Origin of the sequence: Sphingomonas hankookensis, from assembly GCF_022664465.1 — a bacterium.
GTDB lineage: Bacteria > Pseudomonadota > Alphaproteobacteria > Sphingomonadales > Sphingomonadaceae > Sphingomonas > Sphingomonas hankookensis.
The window spans coordinates 618579-641253 of the sequence record NZ_JAKREV010000002.1 but is presented as its reverse complement, the minus strand read 5'-3'; the positions used below and the strand labels follow the sequence as shown (position 1 = coordinate 641253).

Sequence of the window (22675 nt, the reverse complement as noted above, 5' to 3'; positions counted from 1 at the left end):
ATGGTGCGCGTCGGCCTGATCGGGTTCGGCCTGGCCGGCGCGTCGTTCCACGCGCCGCTGGTCGCGAGCGTCGAGGGCATGGAACTGGCGGCGATCGCCACGTCGCGCCCGATCGATCGCTTTCCGCAGGCGGTGCGCCATGCCGATCCCGAAGCGCTGATCGCCGACGACAGCCTCGACCTGATCGTCGTCGCAACCCCCAATGACAGCCACGCCCCGCTGGCACAGGCGGCACTGGCCGCCGGGCGGCATGTGGTCGTCGACAAGCCGCTCGCCACCAACGATGCCGATGCGGTCGCTTTGGTCCAGCTGGCGCGCGGCAGCGGGCGGTTGCTCAGCGTGTTCCACAATCGCCGCTGGGACAGCGATTTCCTGACCGTCGAGCGCCTGCTGCGCGAGGAGGCATTGGGCGAAGTCCTGCTCGCCGAGTTCCGCTGGGACCGGTTCCGCCCCGCGATCAAGCCCGGCTGGCGCGAGGAGGGTGGGCCGGGCAGCGGGCTGCTGAATGATCTCGGGCCCCATATGATCGATCAGGCGATCCGCCTGTTCGGCATGCCCGGCGCGGTCGCGGGCGACGTGCTGACGCAGCGTCCCGCCGCCGGCGTCGACGATTATTTCGAGATCGTGCTGCGCTATGGCCAGCGCCGCGTGACGATCGGTTCGGCCTCGCTGGTCGCCGCCCCGCGCCCCCGCTTCGCGCTCCACGGGACGAAGGGCAGCTTCGTCAAATACGGCATCGATCCGCAGGAGGCGGTGCTGCGCGCCGGCGGCATGCCGACCGACAGCGGCTATGGCATCGAGCCCGACGCGCAATGGGGCGTGCTGACCGACGGCGAGGGCGCATCGCGCCCGGTGCGGTCGGAGGCGGGCGACTGGCGTGGCTATTACCGCGCGATGCGCGATGCGATCCGTGGCGAGGGCGAGGTGCCGGTCGACCCGGCCGATGCGGTCCGCGGGCTCAGGATCATCGCAGCGGCGCGGGCGGGGTGACAGGCCTCGTTCCGCCGCCACGTACGTCGCCCCAGCGCAGGCTGGGGCCTCCCCGTTGCAAGCACGCGGCAAGAGGTCGCGAGAGATCCCAGCCTGCGCTGGGATGACGCGCGCGGCGCGGCGTGATCGCGCCCCGTCTGGCGCAACCGCCCGCCATCTCCTAAATCGCACCCGATGTCGGAAACCCCCAACGCCCCCAATCGCTTCCACGAGGACAAGGCCAGCTTCACCGTGCGCGGGTCGGACGCGCCGGACCTTGACGCCGGGGTCGCCGCGATCCGCAACGTGCTGGCGACGCTGCCAACGCGCCCCGGCGTGTACCGCATGCAGGATGCGCGCGGCGAGGTGCTGTATGTCGGCAAGGCGCGCGCGCTCAAGAACCGCGTCGCCAATTACACCCAGGTATCGCGCCTGACCAAGCGGTTGCAGCGCATGGTGTCACAGACGCGGTCGATGACCATCGTCACGACCAATAACGAGGCGGAGGCGCTGCTGCTCGAAGCGCAGCTGATCAAGCGCTACCGCCCGCCCTATAACGTCCTGCTGCGCGACGATAAGTCGTTCCCGTTCATCCTGTTGCGCGCCGACCACGACTTTCCGCGTATCCAGAAACATCGCGGCGCACGGCGGGCGAAGGGCAATTATTACGGTCCCTTTGCCAGCGCAGGGTCGGTGACGCAGACGCTGAACGCGCTGCAGAAGCTGTTCCTGCTGCGCTCTTGCACCGACGGCTTCTTCAAGACGCGCGACCGGCCGTGCCTGCTGTACCAGATCAAGCGCTGTTCGGCCCCCTGCGTCGGCCGCATCGACGCGCCGGCCTATGCCGAACTGATTTCGGACGCGAAGGACTTCCTCGGCGGCAAGTCGACCAAGGTGCAGGCGAAGCTGGGCGTGCAGATGCAGGCGGCGGCGGAGGCGATGGATTTCGAGCTGGCCGCCGTGCTGCGCGATCGGCTGAAGGCGCTCACCTTTATTCAGGGCAGCCAGGCGATCAACGCCGACGGCGTCGGCGATGCCGATATCTTCGCTATGGCGTGCCGCGAAGGGACGATCGGCATCCAGGCGTTCTTCATCCGCGGCGGCCAGAATTGGGGCCATCGCAGCTTCTTCCCCGCGCACACCAACGACGTGCCCGAGGACGAGGTCATGTCCGCCTTCCTGATGCAATTCTACGAAGAGGTCCCGCCGCCGCGCAACGTCTTCGTCGACCGCGAACTGGTCGAGGGCGAGGTGCTGGCCGAGGCGATGGCCGAGCGCGCCGGGTTCAAGGTCGCGCTGTCGGTGCCGCAGCGCGGGGTGCGCCGCCGCCTGCTCGATCAGGCCAAGCGCAACGCGGAGGAAGCCCTCGAACGCCGCAACGCCGAGTCCACCACGCAGGCAAAGTTGCTGCGCGAGGTCGCCGAGCTGTTCGAACTGGAAGGGCCGCCGAACCGGATCGAGGTCTACGACAACAGCCATATTCAGGGGACGAACGCGCTGGGGGCGATGGTCGTCGCCGGGCCCGAAGGGTTCCGCAAGGGCCAGTATCGCAAGTTCAACATCAAGCAGGCGCAGACCAACGACGACTTCGCGATGATGAAGGAGGTGCTGACCCGCCGCTTCGCCCGCGCGCAGGAGGAGAATCCCGATCGCGAGATCGACCGCGACGGCAATGGCTGGCCCGACCTCGTGCTGATTGACGGCGGCAAGGGGCAGCTGAGCGCGGCCAAGGCGGTGCTCGAAAACCTCGGCATCGAGGACGTGTGCATGGTCGGCGTCGCGAAGGGGCCGCATCATGGCCGCGACGGGCGCGAGGTATTCCACCTGATGGACGGGCGCGAACTGACGCTGCCGGTCAATTCGCCGGTGCTGTTCTATCTGCAAAGGCTGCGTGACGAGGTCCACCGCTTCGTCATCGGCGCGCACCGCGACAAGCGGTCGAAAGCGATCGGCGCCAGTCCGCTCGACGACGTGCCCGGCGTCGGTCCGGCGCGGAAGAAGGCGCTGCTGATGCACTTCGGCACCGCCCGCGCGGTGCGCAACGCCAGTCTTGAGGATCTGCAGAAGGCGCCGGGGGTCAGCAAGGCCATGGCGCAGGGGGTCTATGACTTCTTCCACGCCCGCTGAGGTGGCGCTCGACACCGATCTGGTCGCGCGGGCGCAGGCGGCGGGGATTGACGTCGTCGCAACGTGTCATGCTGCGCTACGCCGGGCGATCGACGAAGCGGCGCAGGCCGGGCTGCGTGCGGAGACGGCGGCGGCGATCGCGGAGTGGAACGACTGGGCGGGAACGCCGGGCTAAGTCACTGCTCGTTCGCCACAAGCGTCACCCCAGCGCAGGCTGCGGTCCCCCGGTAAAAGGGCCACTCTCCTCGCCGCAGGAGGCCCCAGCCTCCGCTGGGGCGACTATACCATCAAGAGACGGACGTCACCCGATCCCCCGCTGGATGAAACTGCGGATCGCGCGCCAGCGGCGTGCCTCGCCCGCGTCGCCGCGGTTGACCGCGCAGGCGCTGCGCGATCCCGCGACCTTCGGTGCCTCGCGCCCATGCCGTGCGACGAGGAAAATGGCGTCGGTTCGGTCGATGTCGTCGATCATCCAGCCCTCCGGTAATAATGTTACGCCCGCCAACGAGGTGTCTGCCACTCCTGTTCCGCTGCGCAAACCCCGGTTTCCCGCATTTTGCGGGGTGGGATAGTTTCGATATGATAACGATATGCGCGGCGTGCGGGATGCGGTGGTTAACGCTAGTTTGGTCCGCTACGTACAAATTATTCTCCGGTCGCGCCCCGCCCTTCATGGGATTTTTACGCGCAATCGTGCAGGACGTGCCCATGGCGACGCCGGTTTTCCTCACCATCGACACCGAATTGATGTGGCGGCACCATGCCACCGATCTGTCGGCAGATACGGTCGTCGCCCGCTCGCTCGAACCCGCCGGGGTCGGGGTGACGTGGCAGCTGGAGCGACTGCGCGCGCATGGATTGAAGGCGTGCTTCTTCGTCGATCCGCTGCCCGCGCGCCTCTATGGCATGAACGCGATCGCGCCGACGGTCGGGGCGATCCTGGCGGCGGGGCAGGAGGTGCAACTGCACCTGCACCCCAATTGGGTCGGCGCGGCGGTTGGCGATCGCGGGCAGGCGCATGGGGCGTTCGAACTGGTCGACCTGTCGCGACAGGAACAACAGGACCTGCTGGGCGAGGCCCGCGACCTGCTGCGTGCGGCGGGGGCGCCCGACCCGGTCGCGTTCCGCGCGGGCAGCTACAGCGCCAACGACACCACGCTCGACGCGTTGGCGGCACTTGGCTTCGCCTATGACAGCAGCCACAACGGCGCGCACCATCCGTGGCCCAGCGCGATCACCCTGCCGCCCGAGCTGATCGCGCCGATCGCACATCGCGGGCTCGTCGAACTGCCGGTCACCACCATCGCCATTCCCGGCGGCGGGCGGCGGCATTTCCAGATCTGCGCGTTGTCGGCCACCGAGATGCGCGCCGCGCTCGCCCATGCCGCCGCCAACGATCATGCCGCGGTGACGATCGTCAGCCACGGCTTCGAACTCGCCAACCGACAGGGCACGCGCGCCAACCGCATCCATGTCCGCCGGTTCGAGGCGCTGTGCGCGACACTGGCGGCGCATGCCGACACGCTGCCGACCACCCATTTCCGCGACCGTCCCGCGCTGCGGCTGGGGCAGGACGACCGCCCGCTCCCTGCCAGCCCGCTGCGCACGCGCTGGCGGCAGGTCGAACAGCTCTGGTCGAACATGGTCGAGGAACGCGCGGCGTGACCGTCGCCGAACGCTGGCCGCTGAAGTTTCAGATCGGCGCGCGCACGCTGTTCTCGGTCCGCCGCCGGCTGGTCCGCGTGCCGCTCGAACTGCGCGACGTGCTGTCGGGCCAAGCACCCACGCTGCCGCCGCTGCCGAAGGGGGCCGATGGCTGGTCGGTAACCTCGCTGCCCGAACCGCTGGTCGATGCGATGCTGTCGACGACGCCCATCGCCTTCGTCCGGCAGCGCTACACCCGCTATCACACCGACCTGACCACCGGGTTCGACGCGTGGTTCGCCGGCCTGTCGGGCAATGCCCGCTCCGGCCTCAAGCGCAAGACGAAGAAGCTGGCCGAAGCGAATGACGGTACCCTCGACGTCCGCATCTATCGCAGCCCGGCCGAAATGGCCGAGTTTCACGGCATGGCCCGCCGGGTCGCGGCGCGGACCTATCAGGAAAAGCTGCTGGGCGCCGGCCTGCCCGACACCATGGCCTTCCGCGCCGCGATGCAGGGTAAGGGCGCTGCGGGCGAAGCGTTTGGCTGGCTGTTGTTCGTCGGGGGCACGCCGATCGCCTATCTCTATTGCCCGATGACCGACGGCGACGTCCGCTACGACTATGTCGGCCACGACCCGGCGTGGAGCGAATGGTCGCCGGGCAGCGTGCTGCATATGGAGGCGTTCCGCACCCTCTTCGCCGAACCGGCGGCGCAGCGGTTCGATTTCACCGAGGGCGAAGGCCAGCACAAGCGGCAGTTCGCGACCGGGGGGACGCCGTGCGCCGACCTGCTGCTGCTGCGCGGGACACTGGGCAACCGGGCGACAGTCGGGGCGCTTCGGGCGTTCGACGGGGGCGTGGCGCGGGTGAAGCAGGCGCGCGACTGGCCGGTCGTCGGGCCGCTGGTGGCGCGAGTGCGGCGGGGGTAGCGCGAGCCAAAGTTCACTAAGTTCACACTCGTGCGCGTTGCGTACGCAGTATCCCTTCCATCGAAACGTCACCCGGCGAAGGCTGGGATGACGTGCGCTGTAATCGGGATCAAACCCGGCCGGTCGTGCCCACAGCCGCTTGGATACCTCCCCCGATAGAAAGAGTCGCCCGGACGATGGCATGGCCATGGTCGTGTAGGAAAGCGCTACCCGCAACGCTGGGGGCCGATCGCCAACGTCGGCGTGTATGGATTCCCGCCTGCGCGGGAATGACGACAGGCCTATCGCCCGCTTGGAAGTTGGCTCACCCGTGGTACAACTGTCAGGCAGGCATTGGTCAGTGGGGACGTCGATGTTCCGACGCGTGGTTCGCATGGCCGATCGGGAATGGATCAGGGCCGGATGGATCGGTTCGCAAACCGTGCGGCATCGGTTGCTGGCCTGTATCCCGCTGATCCTGCTCGGCCTGCCAGCGCTCCTGCTGGAGCCGTTCGGCTATGACGGGGCAATCGGATTGGTCTTGATGGGTGTCGTGCTGAGTGCGATTGCGACGATGGCGATCGAAGGCCGGCGGATGACGGCGCTACGGAATGCAAGGCGATCGGAACGGGTATTCCGCGCCAGCCAACGTGTTTCGGCCGATCGCTGATCGATTGCGGTTACGCCCGCCTGCGATCCCCTGCTAAACCCACCGCATGCACCTGACCACCACCGCGATCCTGCTCTCCGCGCGTCCGCACGGCGAGCATGGCGCGATCGTGCGGGCGCTGACCGAGAACGCCGGCGTCCAGCCCGGCTATGTCCGCGGTGGGCGCAGTCGGGCGATCCGGCCGATCCTGCAACCCGGCAACCTGATCCGCGGCGACTGGCGGGCGCGGACCGATACGCAGCTGGCGGCGCTGACCGTCGAACTGGTCGAGAGCCGCGCGCCGTTGTTCGCCGAGCCCTTGGCCGCCGCCGCGATCGACTGGATGTGTGCGCTGACCGCCTATGCGCTGCCCGAGGCGCAGCCCTATCCCCGCATCCACGCCGCACTCGACGGGCTGTTCGCGGCGATCGCGGCGGCGCCGGGCGCGCGCGACTGGGTCGGCGGGCTGGTGCGGACCGAGCTGCTGATCCTGTCCGAGCTGGGCTTCGGGCTGTCGCTCGACGAATGCGTCGCGACCGGGACGGCGGACGACCTGACCCATGTCAGTCCCAAGAGCGGCGGCGCGGTGTCGCGCACGGCGGCGGTGGGGCTGGAACACCGGCTGCTGCCGCTGCCCGCCTTCCTGATCGCGGGCGGGCCGGCCGGTTGGGACGCGGCGTTCGACGGGCTGGCGCTGTCGGGCCATTTCCTGTCGCGCGACCTGCTGGGGCTGAAGGGGCAGGACGTACTGGCGGCGCGCAGCCGGCTGGTCGAGCGATTGAAAAGGACGGTTGCGTGACCGTGGCGGCTTGGGGCAGGAGCGTCCGCGCGCAATCTTCGTGCGCGAACCATGGATGATATGATGCCTTTGATCGCGATATTGCCCGGCGACGGGATCGGACCGGAAGTGGTGGCGGCGGCGCGCCGGGTGCTGGACGCGCTCGATCTGGGTCTGACGTTCGAGGAGGCACCGGTCGGCGGTGCGGCGTATCGGGCGCACGGCCATCCGCTGCCGCCTGCCACGCTCGATCTCGCCAGCCAAGCCGATGCGGTGCTGTTCGGCGCGGTCGGCGATCCCGAATTCGACAATGTCGCGCGCGAGCATCGCCCCGAACAGGCGATCCTCGGCCTGCGCAAGGCATTGGGCCTGTTCGCCAATCTCCGTCCGGCCAAGCTGTTCGCCGGGCTGGAGGACGCCTCGGCGCTGCGCCCCGAAGTCGCCGCCGCGATCGACATGGTGATCGTGCGCGAGCTGACCGGCGACGTCTATTTCGGCGACAAGGGCCGCGGCACGACCGCCGACGGCCTGCGCGAGGGTCACGACCTGATGCGCTATGACGAGGCGGAGGTCGCCCGCATCGCCCGCGTCGCGTTCGACACGGCGCGCACCCGCAACCACAAGCTGTGTTCGGTCGACAAGGCCAACGTCCTCGAAACCTCGCAGCTGTGGCGCGACGTGGTGATCGAGGTCGCGGCCGACTATCCCGATGTCGCGCTGACCCACATGTATGTCGACAATGCCGCGATGCAGCTGGTGCGCAATCCGGGCCAGTTCGACGTGATCGTGACCGGCAATCTGTTCGGCGACATCCTGTCGGATCAGGCGAGCATGTGCGCCGGATCGATCGGCATGCTGCCCTCGGCCGCGATCAATCAGGACAAGAAGGGGCTGTACGAACCGATCCATGGTTCCGCGCCCGACATTGCCGGGCAGGGCAAGGCGAACCCGCTGGCGACGATCCTGTCGGCGGCGATGATGCTGCGCCATTCGCTGGGGATGGCGGATGCGGCGGACCGGATCGAGGCGTCGGTCACCGCGGCACTGGTCGCGGGGTATCGCACGCCCGATCTGGGCGGGACGGCGACGACCGAGGATATGACGAACGCGGTGCTGGCGGGGTTGTGAGCCGCGGACGCTACCGTATCCCCGCGCAGGCGGGGATACAGTGCCACGAACGACATCGCCTGTGGCTCTGGACCCCCGCCTGCGCGGGGGTACGGTAGGGCCGATATGACCCCCCTCGACCTCGCCATCGTCGTCCCCGTCTTCAACGAATGCGGCAACGTACCGCTGCTCGTCGCCGCGCTCGACGCGGCGCTGGCGGGCATCGCGTGGGAAGCGATCTTCGTCGATGACGACAGCCCCGACGGGACCGCCGACGCGGTACGGGAGATCGCCCGCCACGACCCACGCATCCGCGTGATCCAGCGCATTGGCCGGCGCGGCCTGTCGACCGCCTGTATCGAGGGGATGTGCGCCACCGCCGCGCCGCTGGTCGCGGTGATCGACGGCGACCTGCAGCATGACGAGGCGCTGCTGCCGCGCATGGCGGCGGCGCTGACCGCCGACCCGGCCCTCGACCTCGTGATCGGATCGCGGTTCGTCGCCGGCGGCGGGACCGGGGCATGGGATGCCGACCGGGTGGCCAAGTCGGCGCTCGCCACCCGCCTGTCGCGCCGCGTGCTGAAGGCTGATCTGTCCGACCCGATGAGCGGCTTCTTCATGATCCGGGGCAGCGTGGTGCGCAGCGTCGTGCCGCGCCTGTCGGGAATCGGGTTCAAGATCCTGCTCGACATCCTCACCGCAGCACCGCAGCCGCTGAAGTTCGCCGAACTCCCCTATGTCTTCCGCACCCGTGCGGTGGGGGAAAGCAAGCTCGACCATGTCGTCGCGCTCGAATATCTGATCGCGCTGTACGACCGGATGTTCGGGCGGGTGGTGCCGGTGCGCTTCGTCATGTTCTCCGCGATCGGTGCCGCGGGGGCGATCGTGCATCTGGCGGCGCTGGCGCTGTGTCTCGAACTGGGTGTCGGGTTCATCGCGGCGACGATCGTCGCGACGGTGATGGCGATGACGTTCAACTTCTTCCTCAACAACCTGCTGACCTATCGCGACCGCCGCCTGCGGGGGGCAAGGGCGCTGGTCGACGGCTGGGTGTCGTTCTGCGCGGTGTGTTCGGTCGGCGCGGTCGCCAATGTCGGCGTCGCGGCGTTCCTGTACGACGTGCGCGGGGGAGCATGGGCGTTGCCGGCACTGGCGGGGATCGTGGTCGGCGCGGTGTGGAATTTTGCGCTGTCGTCGCGGTTTACGTGGGGGCGGTACGGTCGGAAGCGGGGGGCTTGAGGGGTTTCCCGCGAACCTACCTTACCGCCAGCTATCGAACCACATCCACCGATTGAACGCCTGCGGCCCGTCCAGCGACGCTGCCGAGATGATCGGGTAGAAATACACGAACAGCACGATCGCCAACAGCGCAAACCATTCGTCGCCCCGCGCGAACCGTCCGCGCCCCCACGCATGGAACGCCCCGGCCAGCGCCATGCACAGCCAGATGCTGGGCAAGTGGTAGTAATAATAAAAGCCCAGCGACTTGGGGATCACCGCCCACACCGCCAGCGACCCAACCCACAGCAGCCCGACCCCGACCAGTGCCGGTGCCCGCCGCCGGAACCCAGCCCACAGGCACGCCCACACCGCGACCAACCCACCCCACATGATCGCCGGATTGCCGAGCAGCAGCACGCCGCGCTGCACGCCGTTATCGGGTTCGTAAAAATACCAGATCGGCCGGATCAGCAGCGGCCAGCTCCACCAGCTCGACTGATAGGGGTGGGGGGCGAGGATCTGCGTCTGCCGCTCGTACATCTCGCGCTGGAACGGGATCAGCCGTGCCAGCGTCAGCGGGTCCTGGGCGTAGAAGAACGCCGGGGCAAAGGTCGCGAAATAGGTCGCGATGCTGACCGCCCCGAACAGCGCCAGCGCGGGGAACAGCGGCAGCCCCGGCCAGTAATCGCGCCCATCGCTCTTGCCCCATATCAGCAACAGCCCGGCACCGGCGACATAGGGCACCGCAGCCCATTTGACCCCCACCGCCAACCCGAACAGCACCGCCGACAGCGCCAGTCGCGGAACCGGTCGCCCGCGCATCGACCACAACAGCGCCGCGATGGCCAGCGTGGTGAACGCGCCCAGATACACTTCGAGCATCGCGGTGCGCGCTTCGATCAGCAGCGTCTGGTTCAGGACCACCATGGCGGCGCCGAACGCCGACACATGCGTTCGTCGGAACAGCAGCTGCAGGCACGCGAACACGCCCAGAACGGTCGCAGTCCCGGCCAGCGTCCCCATGATCCGCCAGCCCCACGGATTGTCGCCAAACAGCGCAATCCCGGCGGCGATGAATGCCTTCGCGACCAGCGGATGTTCGGTATTCACCGGATAGGCGAGCGCCAGCAGCGTCCGCGCGGCGGGCACGTAATGCACCTCGTCGAACGACAGCTTCCCCGGCCGCCCCAGACCCCACATGAACAGCAACTGCGCGAACCCCGCGATCAGCAGGGCGGTGGTCCACGGGCGATCGCGCAGGCGGGAAAGCATGGGCCGGGGGTGTAGCGAAACGCCGCAGCGGCGCAATCCTCCCCGTGCCGGGGAGGATCTCGACCGAAAACCGCCCATCGCTTGCCACAATCCGTCCGTATCGGACCGAGCCATGGCTCTGATCGACACGTTTCTCGCACGTACCGTCCGCCGCGGTACGCTCTCCCTGACCCATGCCGATGGACGCACCGTCACCTTCGGCACCCCTGACCCCGCCTTGCCCGACGTCGCGATCCGCTTCACCAAAGCCGGCGTCGCGGGTCGCATCGTCCGCCATCCGGCGCTGGGCGCGGCGGAGGCGTTTATGGACGGCGACCTCGTCATCGACCGCGGCGATATTCGCGATCTGGTGGAGCTGCTGACCGGCAACACGCCATGGGGGCGGGGCAGCTCGCTCCAGCCATCGCTGCCGATCCGCCTGTTCGACGCGGTCCGCCACCGCATCGACCGCGTCAACATGGCGCGCCGGTCGAAGCGTAACGTCGCGCACCATTACGACCTGTCCGACCGGCTCTACGCGCTTTTTCTCGACACCGACCTGCAATATAGCTGCGCCTATTTCACCGATCCCGCCAACGGCCTCGAACAAGCGCAGGCGGACAAGAAGGCGCATATCGCCGCGAAGCTGGCGCTGAAGCCCGGGATGCGCGTGCTCGACATCGGCTGCGGCTGGGGCGGGATGGCGCTGTACCTGCACGAAAAGACCGGGGCGGAGGTGCTGGGCGTCACCCTGTCCGAAGAGCAGATCAAGGTCGCCCGCCGCCGCGCGGAGGAAGCAGGCGTCGCCGACAAGGTGAAGTTCGAACTGATCGATTATCGCCACGTCACCGGCCGGTTCGACCGGATCGTGTCGGTCGGCATGTTCGAACATGTCGGCCCGGCGCATTACGGCGCGTTCTTCCGCCAGTGTCGCGAACTGCTGAGCGACGACGGCGTGATGCTGCTCCACACCATCGGCCGGATGGGCGTACCGGGCGTCACCGACACCTTCACCACCAAGTACATCTTCCCCGGCGGCTACAACCCGGCGTTGTCGGAAATCGTGCGTGGGTACGAGGGCACGAAGCTGATCGCGACCGATATCGAGGTGCTGCGCGTCCATTACGCGCTGACCATCGACCAGTGGTACGACCGCACCGTCGCGGCGAAGGACGCCATCGTCGCGCTGTACGACGACGCCTTCTACCGCATGTGGACCTTCTACCTCGCGGGCGCCGCGGCGGCGTTCCGCCATGGCGGCATGGTAAACTATCAGGTCCAGCTCAGCCGCAACCGCCTGACCCTGCCGCTGACACGTGATTACATGGTGGAGGAAGAGCGGCGGCTGCGGGGGTAACCCGCGCCGCTGCTCCTGCCATCCCGACACGCCCTACTCGATCGTCACCCCGACGACCTTCCAGTCGCCACCTTCCTGGTTCAGCGTCACCGTCTCCACCTTGTCCCCGCCGACCGTGAAGCGGGTGCGGAACTTGATCATCTCGACGCCGGCGGGGGGCACGGGGATCGTTTCGCGGCTGAGGACGGTGCGCGACACCAATGCGCCCAGCGGCGGACGGACGCGCTGCGATACCTCGCTCCACACCTGTTCGCTGTTGATCTTGCGAAACGCGGCGCCGAACCGGGCGTAGCTGGCGTCCCACCGGCCGGCATCGACCAGTTCGAGGAATGCGCGCGCGGCATCGGGCGCCGGGGTGGCAGGGGCGGTCGTCGCCGCGGGCGGCGCCTGTGTCGTGCCGGGTACGAGCGCGAGGGCCAGCAGGCCGAGGGCAAAGGTCATGAGCATCACTCCGATCAAAAGGGGCAAGCGGCGACGCGCCGTTCCCGCGCCGTCGACCGGCGCCTGCTCCACATCGTTCGCCGCGGCGTGCCCGTCGTCCCCGATCCTTGTGTCCCCCAGATTTTCGGGGGTCTCGGCATCCAGCAACAGCCGCGCCGCCTCGCGGCTGCTCGACACGGCCAGCTTGCGCCGGGCATCGCGCAATCGCTCGTTGATGGTGTGCACCGACAGCCCCAGCGTGACCGCGACCGACTTCGCATCATGCCCGCGCACGATCAGGCGCAGCGTCTGCTTTTCCTTTTCGGTCAGGGCGTCGAGCGCCGCTTTGCTCGGCATGGTCATCGCGCCGGGCCTATGGCCGGGGGGAGGGGGCGGCCACCCCTAAAAATTTGTGGCTGACGGTTCGCCCTTTTTCTCCCCCTGAAACAAGCGTCGCCCCAGCGCAGGCTGGGGCCTCAAGCGGCTCCGGCCGCATGCTATCAAGGGGAGATCCCAGCCTTCGCCGGGATGACGTATGGGGCCGGGGTGACGAAGGGAGAGCCGAGCCCCCCTCAATCCTCGCCGAACCGATCCTCGACCAGCTGCGCCAACTGCCCCACCACCGCTTCCGCACCGTCGCCGCTCGCGCTGATCGTAATATGGTCGCCCTTCGCGGCGCCCAGCATCATCAGCCCCATGATCGACGTGCCGGTGACGCGCGATCCGTCCTTTTCGACGTTGACCTCGATCGGCTGCGCGGCGGCCATCGTCACGAACTTGGCCGAGGCGCGTGCGTGCAGTCCGCGGCGGTTGGTGATCTGCACGGTGCGGGTGACGGTCATGCCGCGGCCTCGCCCAGCACTTCGGACGCGACCGAGATGTACTTGCGCCCCGCCTCGCGCGCGGCGGCGACGGCTTCGGCGACCTTCATCGCCTTGCGCGCGCCGCCCAGCCGGATCAGCATCGGCAGGTTGATGCCCGCGATCACCTCCACCCGGCCGGTTTCCATCAGCGAGATGGCGAGGTTGCTGGGCGTGCCGCCGAACAGGTCGGTCAGCACGATCACGCCCTGTCCGGTATCGACCGCGGCGATCGCCTTGGCGATGTCGGCGCGGCGTTCCTCCATGTCGTCCTCGGGACCGATGCACACCGTCTCGATCCGCTCCTGCGGGCCGACGACATGCTCCATCGCCACGACGAACTCCTGCGCAAGACGGCCGTGCGTCACCAAAACCAAGCCGATCATGTTCGTCGTCGTTCCCACATCCGTCATGGCGCCCGTTTCACGCCTTCGAGCGAATCCTGCGGCGCGGAGCCGAGGTCGCGATGGTGTATCGTGGGCGAAAATCCCCGGGTACGCAACCATGCCCCCATCCGCTCGGCGACATGGACCGACCGGTGCCGTCCGCCGGTACAGCCGAACGCGATCGTGACATAGGATTTGCCCTCCGCCTGATAACGGGGGAGCAGCGTCAGCAGCATCGTCTCGAACGACGCGATCGCCGCATCATAGGCGGGGTCGGCCTTCACATAATCGGCGACGTCGGCGTCCAGCCCCGTGCCCGGCCGCAGCACCGGGTCCCAATGCGGATTGCGCAGGAAGCGCATGTCGAGCACGATATCGGCGTTGCGCGGCACACCCCGCGAAAACCCGAACGACAGCACCGACAGGACGGGCGCACTGCTGTCCGGCTCGGCAAAGGTCTCGCGCGTCCATTGCGCCAGGTCGGCGCGGCTGAAATTGGTGGTGTCGAGCAGCCGGTTGGCAAAGGCGCGCAGTGGCTCCAGCACCTCGCGCTCGCTCTCGATCCCGTCGGCGGCGGTGCGATCGAGCGCCAGCGGGTGGCGCCGCCGCGTCTCGTTATAGCGCCGCTCCAGCTCGGCTTGGCTGCTGTCGAGGAACAGCACGCTGACGCCAAAGTCGGGCCGGGCGCGGATCGCGGCAACGATCTGTTCGGCATCGAAGCCGCGGGTGCGCGTCCCGATCCCGAGGGCGAGCGGCCGGTCGGCATCGGCAGGACTGGCGGCGATCAGATTGCCGAGCAGGCGTAGCGGCAGGTTGTCGACGATATCCCACCCGCTGTCCTCCAGCGTCTTGAGCACCGTCGACTTGCCAGCACCGGACATGCCGGTGACCAGCAGGATGGAAGCATGCTGCATTAGACTATCCCGTCGAGCATGAGGCGGATACGCGCCGGCGCCGATGCCTCGAGCAGCGACAGCGTGAAGGCGGGCAGGGCGATGCCGGCGATCGACCGGGTGGCGGGCTCGGGCAGGCGGTCGGGGGTGCCCGCCTCGACCCACAGCGCCACCGGCACGTCTTGCACGAACGGACGTTCGACGATGCCGATCCCGCGCACCTCGATCCGTCCGGCGATCGTGTCGGGCGGGGTGGCGAAGAGCCCTCCGTCCCGCACCGAGACGATCGTGTAATCGTCGCTGACCAGCGCCGCGCCCGCATCGATCAATCGCAGCGTCAGGTCGGACTTGCCCGACCCCGACGGCCCGGCGATCAGCACGCCGCGCCCGTCGATCGCGATGCAGCAGGCATGGATGGGTTGCGGGGGATCGTCGCTCATGCGCCCGCCACCGGCAACTGCACGACGAAGCGCGCGCCTTCGCGGTGGTCCCTGCGTGATTCGGCGGCGATCATACCGCCATGCCCTTCGACGATGGTCCGCGCGATGGCAAGGCCAAGGCCGGAATGTCGTCCGAACGCCTCGTCGCCCGGTCGCACCGAATGGAAGCGGCGGAACACCGCCTCGCGCTGTTCGGGCGGCACGCCGGGGCCGTCGTCGACCACCTCGATCTCGACCAGGTCGCCGTCATTGCCCCCGGCGATCCGCACCGTGCCGCCGGGCGGCGAGAAGGAGATGGCATTGTCGATCAGATTGGCGAACACCCGCTCCAGCCGCGCGCCCTCGCCTTGCACCACCAGCGGCTCGTCGGGGTCGAAGGTGAGGGTGATGCCGCGGTCGATCCCGCGATCGGTGCGATAGCCGACCAGCGCCGCGATCAGCGCGACCAGATCGACGGCCTCGAACTTCGCCCGCGCCAGCTGCGCATCGAGCCGCGACGCGTCGGAGATATCGGTGATCAGCCGGTCGAGCCGATGCACATCGTCCTGCACGATCGCCAGCAGCTGCGCGCGCAGATCGGGGTCCTGCACCGCGCCCAGTCCGTCGACCGCGGATCGCAGCGAGGCGAGGGGGTTCTTCAGCTCGTGCGTCACGTCGGCGGCGAACGCCTCGGTCGCGTCGATTCGGCTGCGCAGCGCGCCGGTCATGTCCGACAGCGCGCGGGCCAGCATCCCGATCTCGTCGCGGCGGCTGGGCAGGCGCGGCACCACCACCTCGCGGTCGCGGCCCAGCCGCACCCGGATCGCGGCGCGCGCCAGCATCCGCATCGGCCGGACGATGGTGCGCGCGAGGAACAGCGACAGCAGCACCGACAGCAGGAACGCGACGGCGAGGACGAGGCTGAGCCGCGCGCGCTCGGTCCGCACCGTCTGGGTAATGTCGCGGGCGTTGACCGTCGCCATCAACACCCGGTCCTCGGGCAGCGGCGCGGCGGCGGTGACCACCGGCGTGCGGTCGGGCGCGCGCCACACGCTGGCCGCGGTGCCGCCGGTGGTGCGCACCGTCACCACGTCGGGCCAGCGCAGGCCGCGTCCCGGCGCGCGTTCGCGGTACAACGGGTCGCGGTCGTTGCCGACCACCGTATCGATCCCGGCATCCAAGGCGCGCGCGGCATCCTGTTGCCAGCCGTCCTTGTCGGGATCGATCAGCTGGAAATTGCGCACCCCCAGCGCCCGGCTGTCGGCGACCAGCCGCCCGCGTCGGTCGTAGATGCGGAGGCGCAAGCCCGACTTGCGCGCGAAGTTGACCATTTCGTCGGTGCGGTCGTCGGGCTCCATCAGCGACAGCGCCTCGGCGATCAGCCGCACCTCGCGCTCCGCCTGCGCCACCCGCCCGTCGACGATCCGCGCACGATAGCTGTCGAGATAGAAGAACCCGCCCGCCAGCAGCGCGAGGGCGAAGATGTTCACGAACAGGATGCGCGGCGTCAGCGACACGCGGCCGGACCAGCGAAGGGAGAGCGCGCCTTCGTCCGGGGGGAGGTCTTCCGGGATGTCAGCGGTGGGCATCAGCCGCTCCCCCCCAAACGCAACCGTACCCCCGCGCAGGCGGGGGTCCAGAGCCCCAAACGCACAGGGTAGTTCTGCTCGGCCCTGGGCCCCCGCCTGCGCGGGGGCACGGCGGCGCGGGAGGGCACGTCGCTCCCGTCGCCGAGCGGCCAACCCGCCCTAATCGTCCGCGAACCGATACCCTGCGCCATACAGCGTCTCGATCGCGTCGAACTCCTTGTCGACCTGCCGGAATTTGCGCCGCAACCGCTTGATATGGCTGTCGATCGTGCGGTCGTCGACATAGATGTCGTCCTGATAGGCGGCGTCCATCAACTGGTTGCGCGTCTTGACGATGCCGGGGCGGCTGGCCAGCGTTTCGAGGATCAGGAATTCGGTGACGGTCAGCACGACGTTCTCGCCGTTCCACGTCACCTTGTGCCGCGCCGGGTCCATGGCGAGGCGTCCGCGCTCCAGCACGACCTGTGGCCCCGCCTCGCCGCCGCCGGCTTCGCCCGCCTGTGCCGGTTCGGCGCGGCGCAGGATGGCGCGGATGCGCGCGATCAGCAGCCGCTGCGAAAACGGCTTGGCGATATAGTCGTCGGCACCCATTGCGAGGCCCAGCGCCTCGTCCAGCTCGTCGTCCTTGCTGGTCAGGAAGATCACCGGCAACCGGCTCTTTTCCCGCAACCGCCGCAGCAGTTCGAGGCCGTCCATCCGCGGCATCTTGATATCGAGTACCGCCAGGTCGGGCGGGTTCTCGGCAAAGGCCTTCAGCGCGACTTCGCCGTCCGAATAGACCCGCGTCACGAACCCTTCGGTCTGCAGTGCGATCGATACCGACGTAAGGATGTTGCGGTCGTCATCGACCAGCGCGATCGTGGCGGTCATGGGCGGAAATCCGTGTGCATCACGCCCGACGGTTACGGGAAAGGACGCCGCCGCTCAATGGGCGACATGCACGCTGTCACGACGCGCAACCGCAGTCCTCGAGCGGGACGATCTCCCCGCCGCCACCCCGGCTCAAGTCCGAGGTGACGCGCATCGTTAAGCAGGCGCCCGACCACCCGCCAATCATCATATAATTCCCGCCCCAAGCCATTGATCGCTTGCCGAAAACGCCGCAGCGATAATGATGTTTAACGTGTTTGACGACGCCCCGATCGGCCCGTACATCGACGGCCAAGACGCGGGCGCAACCACGCCGGCGAGTCGGATGTAGGGAGAAGAACAGCATGGCGATCGTGACGCCCCAGCATGGCCTGTCGGCAATGGGCATCGAAACCACTGCCGACGTGCACTGGAACCTGCGCACGCCGCAGCTGGTCGAGGCGGCGGTCGCGCGCGGCGAGGGGCGGCTGGCCAAGGACGGCCCGCTGGTCGTCACCACCGGTCGCCACACCGGCCGCAGCCCGCAGGACAAGTTCATGGTCCGCGATGCCGTGACCGAGGATACCGTGTGGTGGGGCAAGACCAACCGCGCGATGACCCCGGAGCATTTCGCGACGCTCAAGGCCGATTTCCTTGCCGAGCTCGTCAACGAACCGACGCTGTTCGTACAGGACCTCTTCGGCGGATCGCAGCCCGAACACCGGGTGAAGGTGCGCGTCATCAACACGCTGGCGTGGCACAATCTGTTCATCCGCACGATGCTGGTCCGGCCGGAAAACGACGACCTGGCGGGCTTCGTCCCCGACTTCACGATCATCGACCTGCCCAACTTCCGCGCCGACCCTGCGCGCCATGGCTGCCGCAGCGAGACGGTGATCGCCGTCAGCCTGACCGAAAAGCTGATCCTGATCGGCGGCACGCAATATGCGGGTGAGATGAAGAAGTCGGTGTTCGGCCTGCTGAACTTCCTGCTGCCCGAAACCGGCACGATGCCGATGCACTGTTCGGCCAATATCGGCCCGAACGGCGACACCGCGGTGTTCTTCGGCCTGTCGGGCACCGGCAAGACGACGCTGTCGGCGGATGCCAGCCGCACGCTGATCGGCGACGACGAACATGGCTGGTCCGACACGGCGGTCTTCAATTTCGAAGGCGGCTGCTATGCCAAGATGATCCGCCTGTCGGCCGATGCCGAACCGGAAATCTTTGCCACCACCAAGCGCTTCGGCACCGTGCTCGAAAACGTGGTGATGGACCCCGACACCCGCGCGCTCGACCTCGACGATCCCAGCATCGCCGAAAATTCGCGCGCGGCCTACCCGATCGACTTCATCCCCAATGCCTCGGCCGACAATATGGGGCCGGTGCCGCGCAACGTCGTGATGCTGACCGCCGACGCGTTCGGCATCCTGCCGCCGATCGCCCGGCTGACCCCCGATCAGGCGATGTACCATTTCCTGTCGGGCTATACGTCGAAGGTGGCGGGGACCGAGATCGGTGTGACCGAGCCCGAGCCGGTCTTCTCGACCTGTTTCGGTGCGCCGTTCATGCCGCGTCACCCGTCGGTCTACGGCAACCTGCTGAAGGAACGCATCGCCAGGGGCAATGTCGACTGCTGGCTGGTCAACACCGGGTGGACCGGCGGGCAGTATGGCGAAGGGCGCCGGATGCCGATCAAGGCGACGCGCGCGCTGCTCGCCGCCGCGCTCGACGGGTCGCTGTCCGATGGCGAATTCCGCACCGATCCCAATTTCGGGTTCGAAGTGCCGGTCGCGGTGCCGGGCGTCGATGCCGCGATCCTCGACCCGCGCAGCACCTGGGCCGATGGTGCCGCCTATGACCGCACCGCCGCCAAGCTGGTCGACCTGTTCAACCAGAATTTCGCGCAGTTCGCCGAAGCGGTCGACGCCGGCGTCCGCGCCGCCGCGCCGAAAACGCGCGAGCTGGCCTGAGGTAGGAGAGGAGCGCCCCCGCCATGCAAGCGGGGGCGCCGTTTCTTACCGGAGCCAACGCCGCCCGCCCGGCGTTACAGCGCCATGCCACCGCCCGCCCTTCGCCCGACCCAGCACGCCGCGATGACGTTGCGCGCCGGCCGCAAGCTGCGCGTGAAGGCGGAGGTCGACGTGACGCCCGCCGGGCTGCTGTCGATCGGCGCGCTGGTATCGGCGATCCTGTTGTCGAGCGCCGCGATCGTCGTTGCCGCGCGCACGCCGCGGGTAGGCGACGATGTTTCTTGATTCCGGCGCCTGGCCGCCACCCCCCGACGGCTACGAACCGCCGCGTCCGCCCGCGCGGCTCACCCGGCCGCAGGAGCGGGTGATGCTCGGCAGCATCGGCCTGTTCCTGCTGGTGATGTTCATCGGCCCGCTTGCCGGATCGTCGGTGATCGTGGGGCTGATCGCGCTGTTTTCCTAGGCCACCCTCCTAAACCCGTTTGGTTCGAGCAGCTTCGAGCCTGTCGAGAAGCGTCCGTCGAGAACTTGGTCGTTTGGGGCGCCGACTTCTCGACTTCGGTTCTCGACAGGCTCGAACCTGCGCTCGAAGCAAACGGAGGGGAAGGCCTTTAAAAACTACCGAACGAACGTCCACCGATCCCCGTCCGCCCCGACGAACCGATAGCCATCGCTATCGAACCCCCGCATCGCATCGACCTCGCGCACCCGATGCTCGCACATCCACCGTGCCATCATCCCCCGCGCCCGCTTGGCGTGAAAACTGACGAAGCGCGGCCCCTCCGGCCCGTCCTCGCGGAAATCGACCTCGATCACCCGCACGCCGTCCGGCAGCTTCCCCGCCACGGCATGCCAATATTCCTGGCTGGCAAGGTTCAGCACCACGTCCGACCCGCTGTCCGCCACATCCTGCGCCAGCAGCGCCGCGATCCGGTCGCCCCAGAACGCGTACAGATCCTTCGCCCGCCCCGGCGCCCAGCGCGTACCCATCTCCAGCCGATAGGGCCGGATCGCATCCATCGGTCGCAACAGCCCGTACAGCCCCGACAGGATTCGCACATGCGCCTGTGCGAAGTCGAACGCCGGCGCCTCCAGCGACTTTACCTCGAACCCGGTATAGACGTCGCCCGCAAACGCCCACAGCGCCGGCCGCTCGGGCGCATCGGCGAAATCGCGATACCGCCCGGCATTCAACTGCGCCAGTTTCGGCGAGATCCGCATCAGGCTGGCCAGCTTCGGCGCGCCCAGCCGCGCCGCCCCGCGTGCGATCTGCCCGGTTTCGTCGGCGAAGCGCGGCGCACTGGTGGTCAGCTCGGGCAGGGCGCTGTCGTAATCGAGCGTCTTGGCGGGGGAGAGGGTCGCGATCATCGCGCCCGCCTATCGCCCCGCCATCGCAGCGTCAAAGGGAGCCGATACGTTCAACGCGCGTTCACTCGCCGTCCGGCAACGCAACGTTACGCGCGCTCGTCTTGTGCGGCAACGCGGTAGGACCTAGATGGACCGCGCCTGCCGGGCGTTGAAGTCCAGCATCAGTTTTCGGGAGAGATCACGGCATGACGTTCGTTTCCAAGGCTGCCCTCGCTGCCATGCTCGGCCTGGGTGCAACCCTGGTCGTCGCCCCGCCGGCCGATGCCCAGCGCAAGAAGAAGGAAGAGGCCGCCCCCGCCGCGCCGCAGATTCAGGTCGGCGAAGCGTTCCGCACCGCAGCGCTGGCCGCCGACGCCGCGATCAAGGCCAAGAATTTCGCCGTCGCAGATCAGCAGATCGCCGCGATGCAGGCGGCGATGACCGCCGGCAATCAGGATGAAGGCTATTTCCTCGCTCAGCTGAAGGTGTCGAACGCGCAGGCGAAGAACGACCGCCCGGCGCTCGCCGCCGCGATCGACGAACTGCTCGCCAGCCCCAAGCTGAAGCCAGAAGAGCGCGGCGGCCTGTATTACAACCGCGGCGTCCTCGCGCTCGACACCAAGCAGACTGACGTTGCGGTGCAGAATTTCGAACGCGCCAAGCAGGCCGGCTATAACGAGCCCGACCTTGAACTGCGCCTCGCCAGCATCGCGATCCAGAAGGGTCAGGTCGATCAGGGCCTCGCCAGCCTCGACAAGGTGATGGCCGCGCGCAAGGCATCGGGCCAGCCGGTCCCGGCCAACTGGTACGACGTCGCCATCTCGCAGCTCTACCGTTCGAACCGTCCGGTCGAGGCCGGCCAGTGGGCGCGCCGCAAGCTGGCCGAATATCCGACGCAGGCGAACTGGCGCACCGTGCTGGCGCTGTTCCGCGACCGTGCCGACAATCGCGGCGCGACGCTCGGCAACCAGGCCCGCGTCGATGTGCTGCGCCTGATGCGCGACACCAAGTCGCTCGCCGACCAGAACGACTATCGCGACTATGTCCAGACGACGCAGGACATCGGCCTGCCGTACGAAACCGTCGCGGTGATCGACGAAGGCCGCGCCGCGGGCAAGATTCCGGCCTCGGCCACCGTCTTCAACCAGTTGAAGACCACCGCCCAGACCCAGATCAAGAACGACGGTTCGGCCGCCGCGCTCGAAACCCGCGCCAAGGCGGGCGCCAATGGCCGCGCCGCGCTGGCCGCGGGTAACGTCTATCTGGCGACCGGCAACAACGCCAAGGCGATCGAGCTGTACAATCTCGCGCTGCAAAAGGGCGGCATCGACGCCGACGAAGCCAACACCCGCATCGGCATCGCCCATGCCCGTGCCAACCAGTCGGCAGAGGCCAAGGCGGCCTTCGCCAAGGTTACCACCGGGCCGCGCGCGGAAATCGCCAGCTTCTGGACCTTCTACGTCGACAATCCCCGCGTCACCGCGTCGACCCCGGCGGTCGGCAACAACTGATTGCGGTTGTTTTGAATAAGAGCGGCCCGGACAGGCGACTGTCCGGGCCGTTTTCGTTTGTGGGGGGCTGCCCTCACCCCTGCCGTTTGGTTCGAGTAGCGATCGAGCGAAGTCGAGAGCGCGTATCGAAAACGCGGTTCCGCCGGGCAGGAGTTCTCGACGGACGCTTCTCGACAAGCTCGAAGCTGCTCGAACCGAACGGGGAGGAGATAGGGGGCGGGAATGGTAGGAACTTTACCGTTCGTCCTGAGTAGCCGCTGAGCTTGTCGAAGCGGCGTATCGAAGGACCGTGGCCCCAAGTGCTTCGATACGGGTCTTCGACTGCGCTCAGCCCCTACTCAGCACGAACGGTTATGCTTAGTGATACCTAGCCTCCACCCACACCGTTGGTTCGGGCAGCGATCGAGCCTGTCCGAG

Annotated in this window: 24 protein-coding genes; 14 read left to right on the top strand and 10 right to left on the bottom strand. The window is 68.0% G+C overall.

The window, feature by feature from the left end; translation table 11 throughout:
• The 3 genes from MF610_RS08460 to MF610_RS08450 all read left to right on the top strand — a co-directional run bounded on the left by MF610_RS08460 (position 1) and on the right by MF610_RS08450 (position 3271).
• Entirely contained in the window at positions 1-990 is a 990-nt protein-coding gene (locus MF610_RS08460; protein WP_242194833.1) for an oxidoreductase, read from the top strand.
• A 174-nt stretch (positions 991-1164) separates the two neighbouring features.
• A complete protein-coding gene (gene uvrC, locus MF610_RS08455; protein ID WP_242194831.1) occupies positions 1165-3096 on the top strand; it encodes an excinuclease ABC subunit UvrC in 1932 nt (643 codons plus the stop codon).
• Positions 3074-3271 carry a type II toxin-antitoxin system CcdA family antitoxin gene (locus tag MF610_RS08450; protein WP_242194829.1) on the top strand — a complete coding sequence of 66 codons (198 nt, stop codon included), beginning with the start codon at positions 3074-3076 and terminating at the stop codon, positions 3269-3271. The genes uvrC and MF610_RS08450 overlap by 23 nt, the downstream gene beginning before the upstream one ends.
• A 126-nt stretch (positions 3272-3397) precedes the next feature.
• Here the strand turns inward: MF610_RS08450 and MF610_RS08445 are convergent, their stop codons facing one another.
• Positions 3398-3568, bottom strand: a complete 171-nt coding sequence (locus tag MF610_RS08445) for a hypothetical protein (protein ID WP_242194827.1) — start codon at positions 3566-3568, stop codon at positions 3398-3400.
• Between the two features lie 236 nt (positions 3569-3804).
• On the opposite strand from MF610_RS08445, the gene MF610_RS08440 reads away from it, so the two are divergent.
• The 6 genes from MF610_RS08440 (at position 3805) to MF610_RS08415 (ending at position 9421) form a co-directional block, all read left to right on the top strand.
• Positions 3805-4761, top strand: a complete 957-nt coding sequence (locus MF610_RS08440; protein ID WP_242194825.1) for a polysaccharide deacetylase family protein — start codon at positions 3805-3807, stop codon at positions 4759-4761.
• Positions 4758-5669, top strand: a complete 912-nt coding sequence (locus tag MF610_RS08435) for a GNAT family N-acetyltransferase (RefSeq protein ID WP_242194824.1) — start codon at positions 4758-4760, stop codon at positions 5667-5669. The genes MF610_RS08440 and MF610_RS08435 overlap by 4 nt, the downstream gene beginning before the upstream one ends.
• A gap of 373 nt (positions 5670-6042) precedes the next feature.
• Positions 6043-6318: a hypothetical protein gene (locus MF610_RS08430; protein ID WP_242194822.1), complete on the top strand. Its 276-nt coding sequence runs from the start codon at positions 6043-6045 to the stop codon at positions 6316-6318.
• A gap of 46 nt (positions 6319-6364) precedes the next feature.
• Positions 6365-7096 (top strand): DNA repair protein RecO, encoded by a 732-nt coding sequence (recO, locus tag MF610_RS08425; protein WP_242194819.1) that lies wholly within the window; start codon positions 6365-6367, stop codon positions 7094-7096.
• 63 nt (positions 7097-7159) lie between these two features.
• A complete protein-coding gene (leuB, locus tag MF610_RS08420) occupies positions 7160-8203 on the top strand; it encodes a 3-isopropylmalate dehydrogenase (RefSeq protein ID WP_242195326.1) in 1044 nt (347 codons plus the stop codon).
• A 105-nt stretch (positions 8204-8308) separates the two neighbouring features.
• On the top strand, positions 8309-9421 hold the full coding sequence (locus MF610_RS08415; RefSeq protein ID WP_242194816.1) for a glycosyltransferase family 2 protein: 1113 nt from the start codon (positions 8309-8311) through the stop codon (positions 9419-9421).
• Positions 9422-9442: 21 nt separating this feature from the next.
• On the opposite strand, the gene MF610_RS08410 is transcribed toward MF610_RS08415, so the two are convergent.
• Positions 9443-10675, bottom strand: coding sequence for a phospholipid carrier-dependent glycosyltransferase (locus tag MF610_RS08410; RefSeq protein WP_242194814.1), 1233 nt, complete (start codon positions 10673-10675; stop codon positions 9443-9445).
• Positions 10676-10787: 112 nt separating this feature from the next.
• Here MF610_RS08410 and MF610_RS08405 point away from each other — a divergent pair, with 112 nt between their 5' ends.
• Complete coding sequence (locus MF610_RS08405; protein WP_242194811.1) at positions 10788-12011, top strand: SAM-dependent methyltransferase; 1224 nt, start codon at positions 10788-10790, stop codon at positions 12009-12011.
• 33 nt (positions 12012-12044) lie between these two features.
• Here MF610_RS08405 and MF610_RS08400 read toward each other — a convergent pair whose 3' ends face one another.
• The 7 genes from MF610_RS08400 to MF610_RS08370 form a co-directional block, all read right to left on the bottom strand.
• Positions 12045-12794: a helix-turn-helix domain-containing protein gene (locus MF610_RS08400; RefSeq protein WP_242194808.1), complete on the bottom strand. Its 750-nt coding sequence runs from the start codon at positions 12792-12794 to the stop codon at positions 12045-12047.
• A gap of 209 nt (positions 12795-13003) precedes the next feature.
• Positions 13004-13273, bottom strand: coding sequence for an HPr family phosphocarrier protein (locus MF610_RS08395; RefSeq protein ID WP_242194805.1), 270 nt, complete (start codon positions 13271-13273; stop codon positions 13004-13006).
• The gene (locus MF610_RS08390) at positions 13270-13677 is read right to left on the bottom strand and encodes a PTS sugar transporter subunit IIA (RefSeq protein ID WP_242194804.1); all 408 of its coding nucleotides are present in this window, start codon (positions 13675-13677) and stop codon (positions 13270-13272) included. Before MF610_RS08390 ends, MF610_RS08395 begins: the two co-directional genes overlap by 4 nt.
• Positions 13678-13700: 23 nt before the next feature.
• Positions 13701-14591 (bottom strand): RNase adapter RapZ, encoded by an 891-nt coding sequence (gene rapZ / locus MF610_RS08385; protein ID WP_242194802.1) that lies wholly within the window; start codon positions 14589-14591, stop codon positions 13701-13703.
• The gene (locus MF610_RS08380) at positions 14591-15010 is read right to left on the bottom strand and encodes an HPr kinase/phosphorylase (RefSeq protein WP_242194800.1); all 420 of its coding nucleotides are present in this window, start codon (positions 15008-15010) and stop codon (positions 14591-14593) included. The genes rapZ and MF610_RS08380 overlap by 1 nt, the downstream gene beginning before the upstream one ends.
• The gene (locus MF610_RS08375) at positions 15007-16578 is read right to left on the bottom strand and encodes a stimulus-sensing domain-containing protein (RefSeq protein ID WP_242194799.1); all 1572 of its coding nucleotides are present in this window, start codon (positions 16576-16578) and stop codon (positions 15007-15009) included. Before MF610_RS08375 ends, MF610_RS08380 begins: the two co-directional genes overlap by 4 nt.
• A gap of 159 nt (positions 16579-16737) precedes the next feature.
• Entirely contained in the window at positions 16738-17448 is a 711-nt protein-coding gene (locus MF610_RS08370; protein ID WP_242194797.1) for a response regulator transcription factor, read from the bottom strand.
• A gap of 344 nt (positions 17449-17792) precedes the next feature.
• Between MF610_RS08370 and MF610_RS08365 the strand changes: the two genes are divergently transcribed.
• From MF610_RS08365 to MF610_RS08355, 3 genes are all read left to right on the top strand, one after another.
• The gene (locus MF610_RS08365; RefSeq protein WP_242194795.1) at positions 17793-19400 is read left to right on the top strand and encodes a phosphoenolpyruvate carboxykinase; all 1608 of its coding nucleotides are present in this window, start codon (positions 17793-17795) and stop codon (positions 19398-19400) included.
• Positions 19401-19484: 84 nt separating this feature from the next.
• Positions 19485-19685, top strand: a complete 201-nt coding sequence (locus MF610_RS08360; RefSeq protein ID WP_242194792.1) for a hypothetical protein — start codon at positions 19485-19487, stop codon at positions 19683-19685.
• Entirely contained in the window at positions 19675-19863 is a 189-nt protein-coding gene (locus tag MF610_RS08355; RefSeq protein WP_242194790.1) for a hypothetical protein, read from the top strand. Before MF610_RS08360 ends, MF610_RS08355 begins: the two co-directional genes overlap by 11 nt.
• Positions 19864-20018: 155 nt before the next feature.
• Here MF610_RS08355 and MF610_RS08350 read toward each other — a convergent pair whose 3' ends face one another.
• On the bottom strand, positions 20019-20768 hold the full coding sequence (locus MF610_RS08350; protein ID WP_242194787.1) for a YaaA family protein: 750 nt from the start codon (positions 20766-20768) through the stop codon (positions 20019-20021).
• Between the two features lie 185 nt (positions 20769-20953).
• On the opposite strand from MF610_RS08350, the gene MF610_RS08345 reads away from it, so the two are divergent.
• Complete coding sequence (locus tag MF610_RS08345; protein WP_242194785.1) at positions 20954-22258, top strand: tetratricopeptide repeat protein; 1305 nt, start codon at positions 20954-20956, stop codon at positions 22256-22258.
• Positions 22259-22675: the final 417 nt, after the last annotated feature.

What these genes read in the sequence shown, in the direction of transcription:
- MF610_RS08395 (WP_242194805.1), bottom strand. Translation starts at nt 13,273, where the DNA reads ATGACCGTCACCCGCACCGTGCAGATCACCAACCGCCGCGGACTGCAC.
- MF610_RS08370 (WP_242194797.1), bottom strand. Translation starts at nt 17,448, where the DNA reads ATGACCGCCACGATCGCGCTGGTCGATGACGACCGCAACATCCTTACG.
- MF610_RS08360 (WP_242194792.1), top strand. Translation starts at nt 19,485, where the DNA reads ATGCCACCGCCCGCCCTTCGCCCGACCCAGCACGCCGCGATGACGTTG.
- MF610_RS08440 (WP_242194825.1), top strand. Translation starts at nt 3,805, where the DNA reads ATGGCGACGCCGGTTTTCCTCACCATCGACACCGAATTGATGTGGCGG.
- recO (WP_242194819.1), top strand. Translation starts at nt 6,365, where the DNA reads ATGCACCTGACCACCACCGCGATCCTGCTCTCCGCGCGTCCGCACGGC.
- MF610_RS08430 (WP_242194822.1), top strand. Translation starts at nt 6,043, where the DNA reads ATGGCCGATCGGGAATGGATCAGGGCCGGATGGATCGGTTCGCAAACC.
- leuB (WP_242195326.1), top strand. Translation starts at nt 7,160, where the DNA reads ATGCCTTTGATCGCGATATTGCCCGGCGACGGGATCGGACCGGAAGTG.
- uvrC (WP_242194831.1), top strand. Translation starts at nt 1,165, where the DNA reads ATGTCGGAAACCCCCAACGCCCCCAATCGCTTCCACGAGGACAAGGCC.
- MF610_RS08400 (WP_242194808.1), bottom strand. Translation starts at nt 12,794, where the DNA reads ATGACCATGCCGAGCAAAGCGGCGCTCGACGCCCTGACCGAAAAGGAA.
- MF610_RS08390 (WP_242194804.1), bottom strand. Translation starts at nt 13,677, where the DNA reads ATGATCGGCTTGGTTTTGGTGACGCACGGCCGTCTTGCGCAGGAGTTC.
- MF610_RS08380 (WP_242194800.1), bottom strand. Translation starts at nt 15,010, where the DNA reads ATGAGCGACGATCCCCCGCAACCCATCCATGCCTGCTGCATCGCGATC.
- MF610_RS08460 (WP_242194833.1), top strand. Translation starts at nt 1, where the DNA reads ATGGTGCGCGTCGGCCTGATCGGGTTCGGCCTGGCCGGCGCGTCGTTC.
- MF610_RS08375 (WP_242194799.1), bottom strand. Translation starts at nt 16,578, where the DNA reads ATGCCCACCGCTGACATCCCGGAAGACCTCCCCCCGGACGAAGGCGCG.
- rapZ (WP_242194802.1), bottom strand. Translation starts at nt 14,591, where the DNA reads ATGCAGCATGCTTCCATCCTGCTGGTCACCGGCATGTCCGGTGCTGGC.
- MF610_RS08445 (WP_242194827.1), bottom strand. Translation starts at nt 3,568, where the DNA reads ATGATCGACGACATCGACCGAACCGACGCCATTTTCCTCGTCGCACGG.
- MF610_RS08405 (WP_242194811.1), top strand. Translation starts at nt 10,788, where the DNA reads ATGGCTCTGATCGACACGTTTCTCGCACGTACCGTCCGCCGCGGTACG.
- MF610_RS08345 (WP_242194785.1), top strand. Translation starts at nt 20,954, where the DNA reads ATGACGTTCGTTTCCAAGGCTGCCCTCGCTGCCATGCTCGGCCTGGGT.
- MF610_RS08350 (WP_242194787.1), bottom strand. Translation starts at nt 20,768, where the DNA reads ATGATCGCGACCCTCTCCCCCGCCAAGACGCTCGATTACGACAGCGCC.
- MF610_RS08450 (WP_242194829.1), top strand. Translation starts at nt 3,074, where the DNA reads ATGACTTCTTCCACGCCCGCTGAGGTGGCGCTCGACACCGATCTGGTC.
- MF610_RS08410 (WP_242194814.1), bottom strand. Translation starts at nt 10,675, where the DNA reads ATGCTTTCCCGCCTGCGCGATCGCCCGTGGACCACCGCCCTGCTGATC.
- MF610_RS08365 (WP_242194795.1), top strand. Translation starts at nt 17,793, where the DNA reads ATGGCGATCGTGACGCCCCAGCATGGCCTGTCGGCAATGGGCATCGAA.
- MF610_RS08355 (WP_242194790.1), top strand. Translation starts at nt 19,675, where the DNA reads ATGTTTCTTGATTCCGGCGCCTGGCCGCCACCCCCCGACGGCTACGAA.
- MF610_RS08415 (WP_242194816.1), top strand. Translation starts at nt 8,309, where the DNA reads ATGACCCCCCTCGACCTCGCCATCGTCGTCCCCGTCTTCAACGAATGC.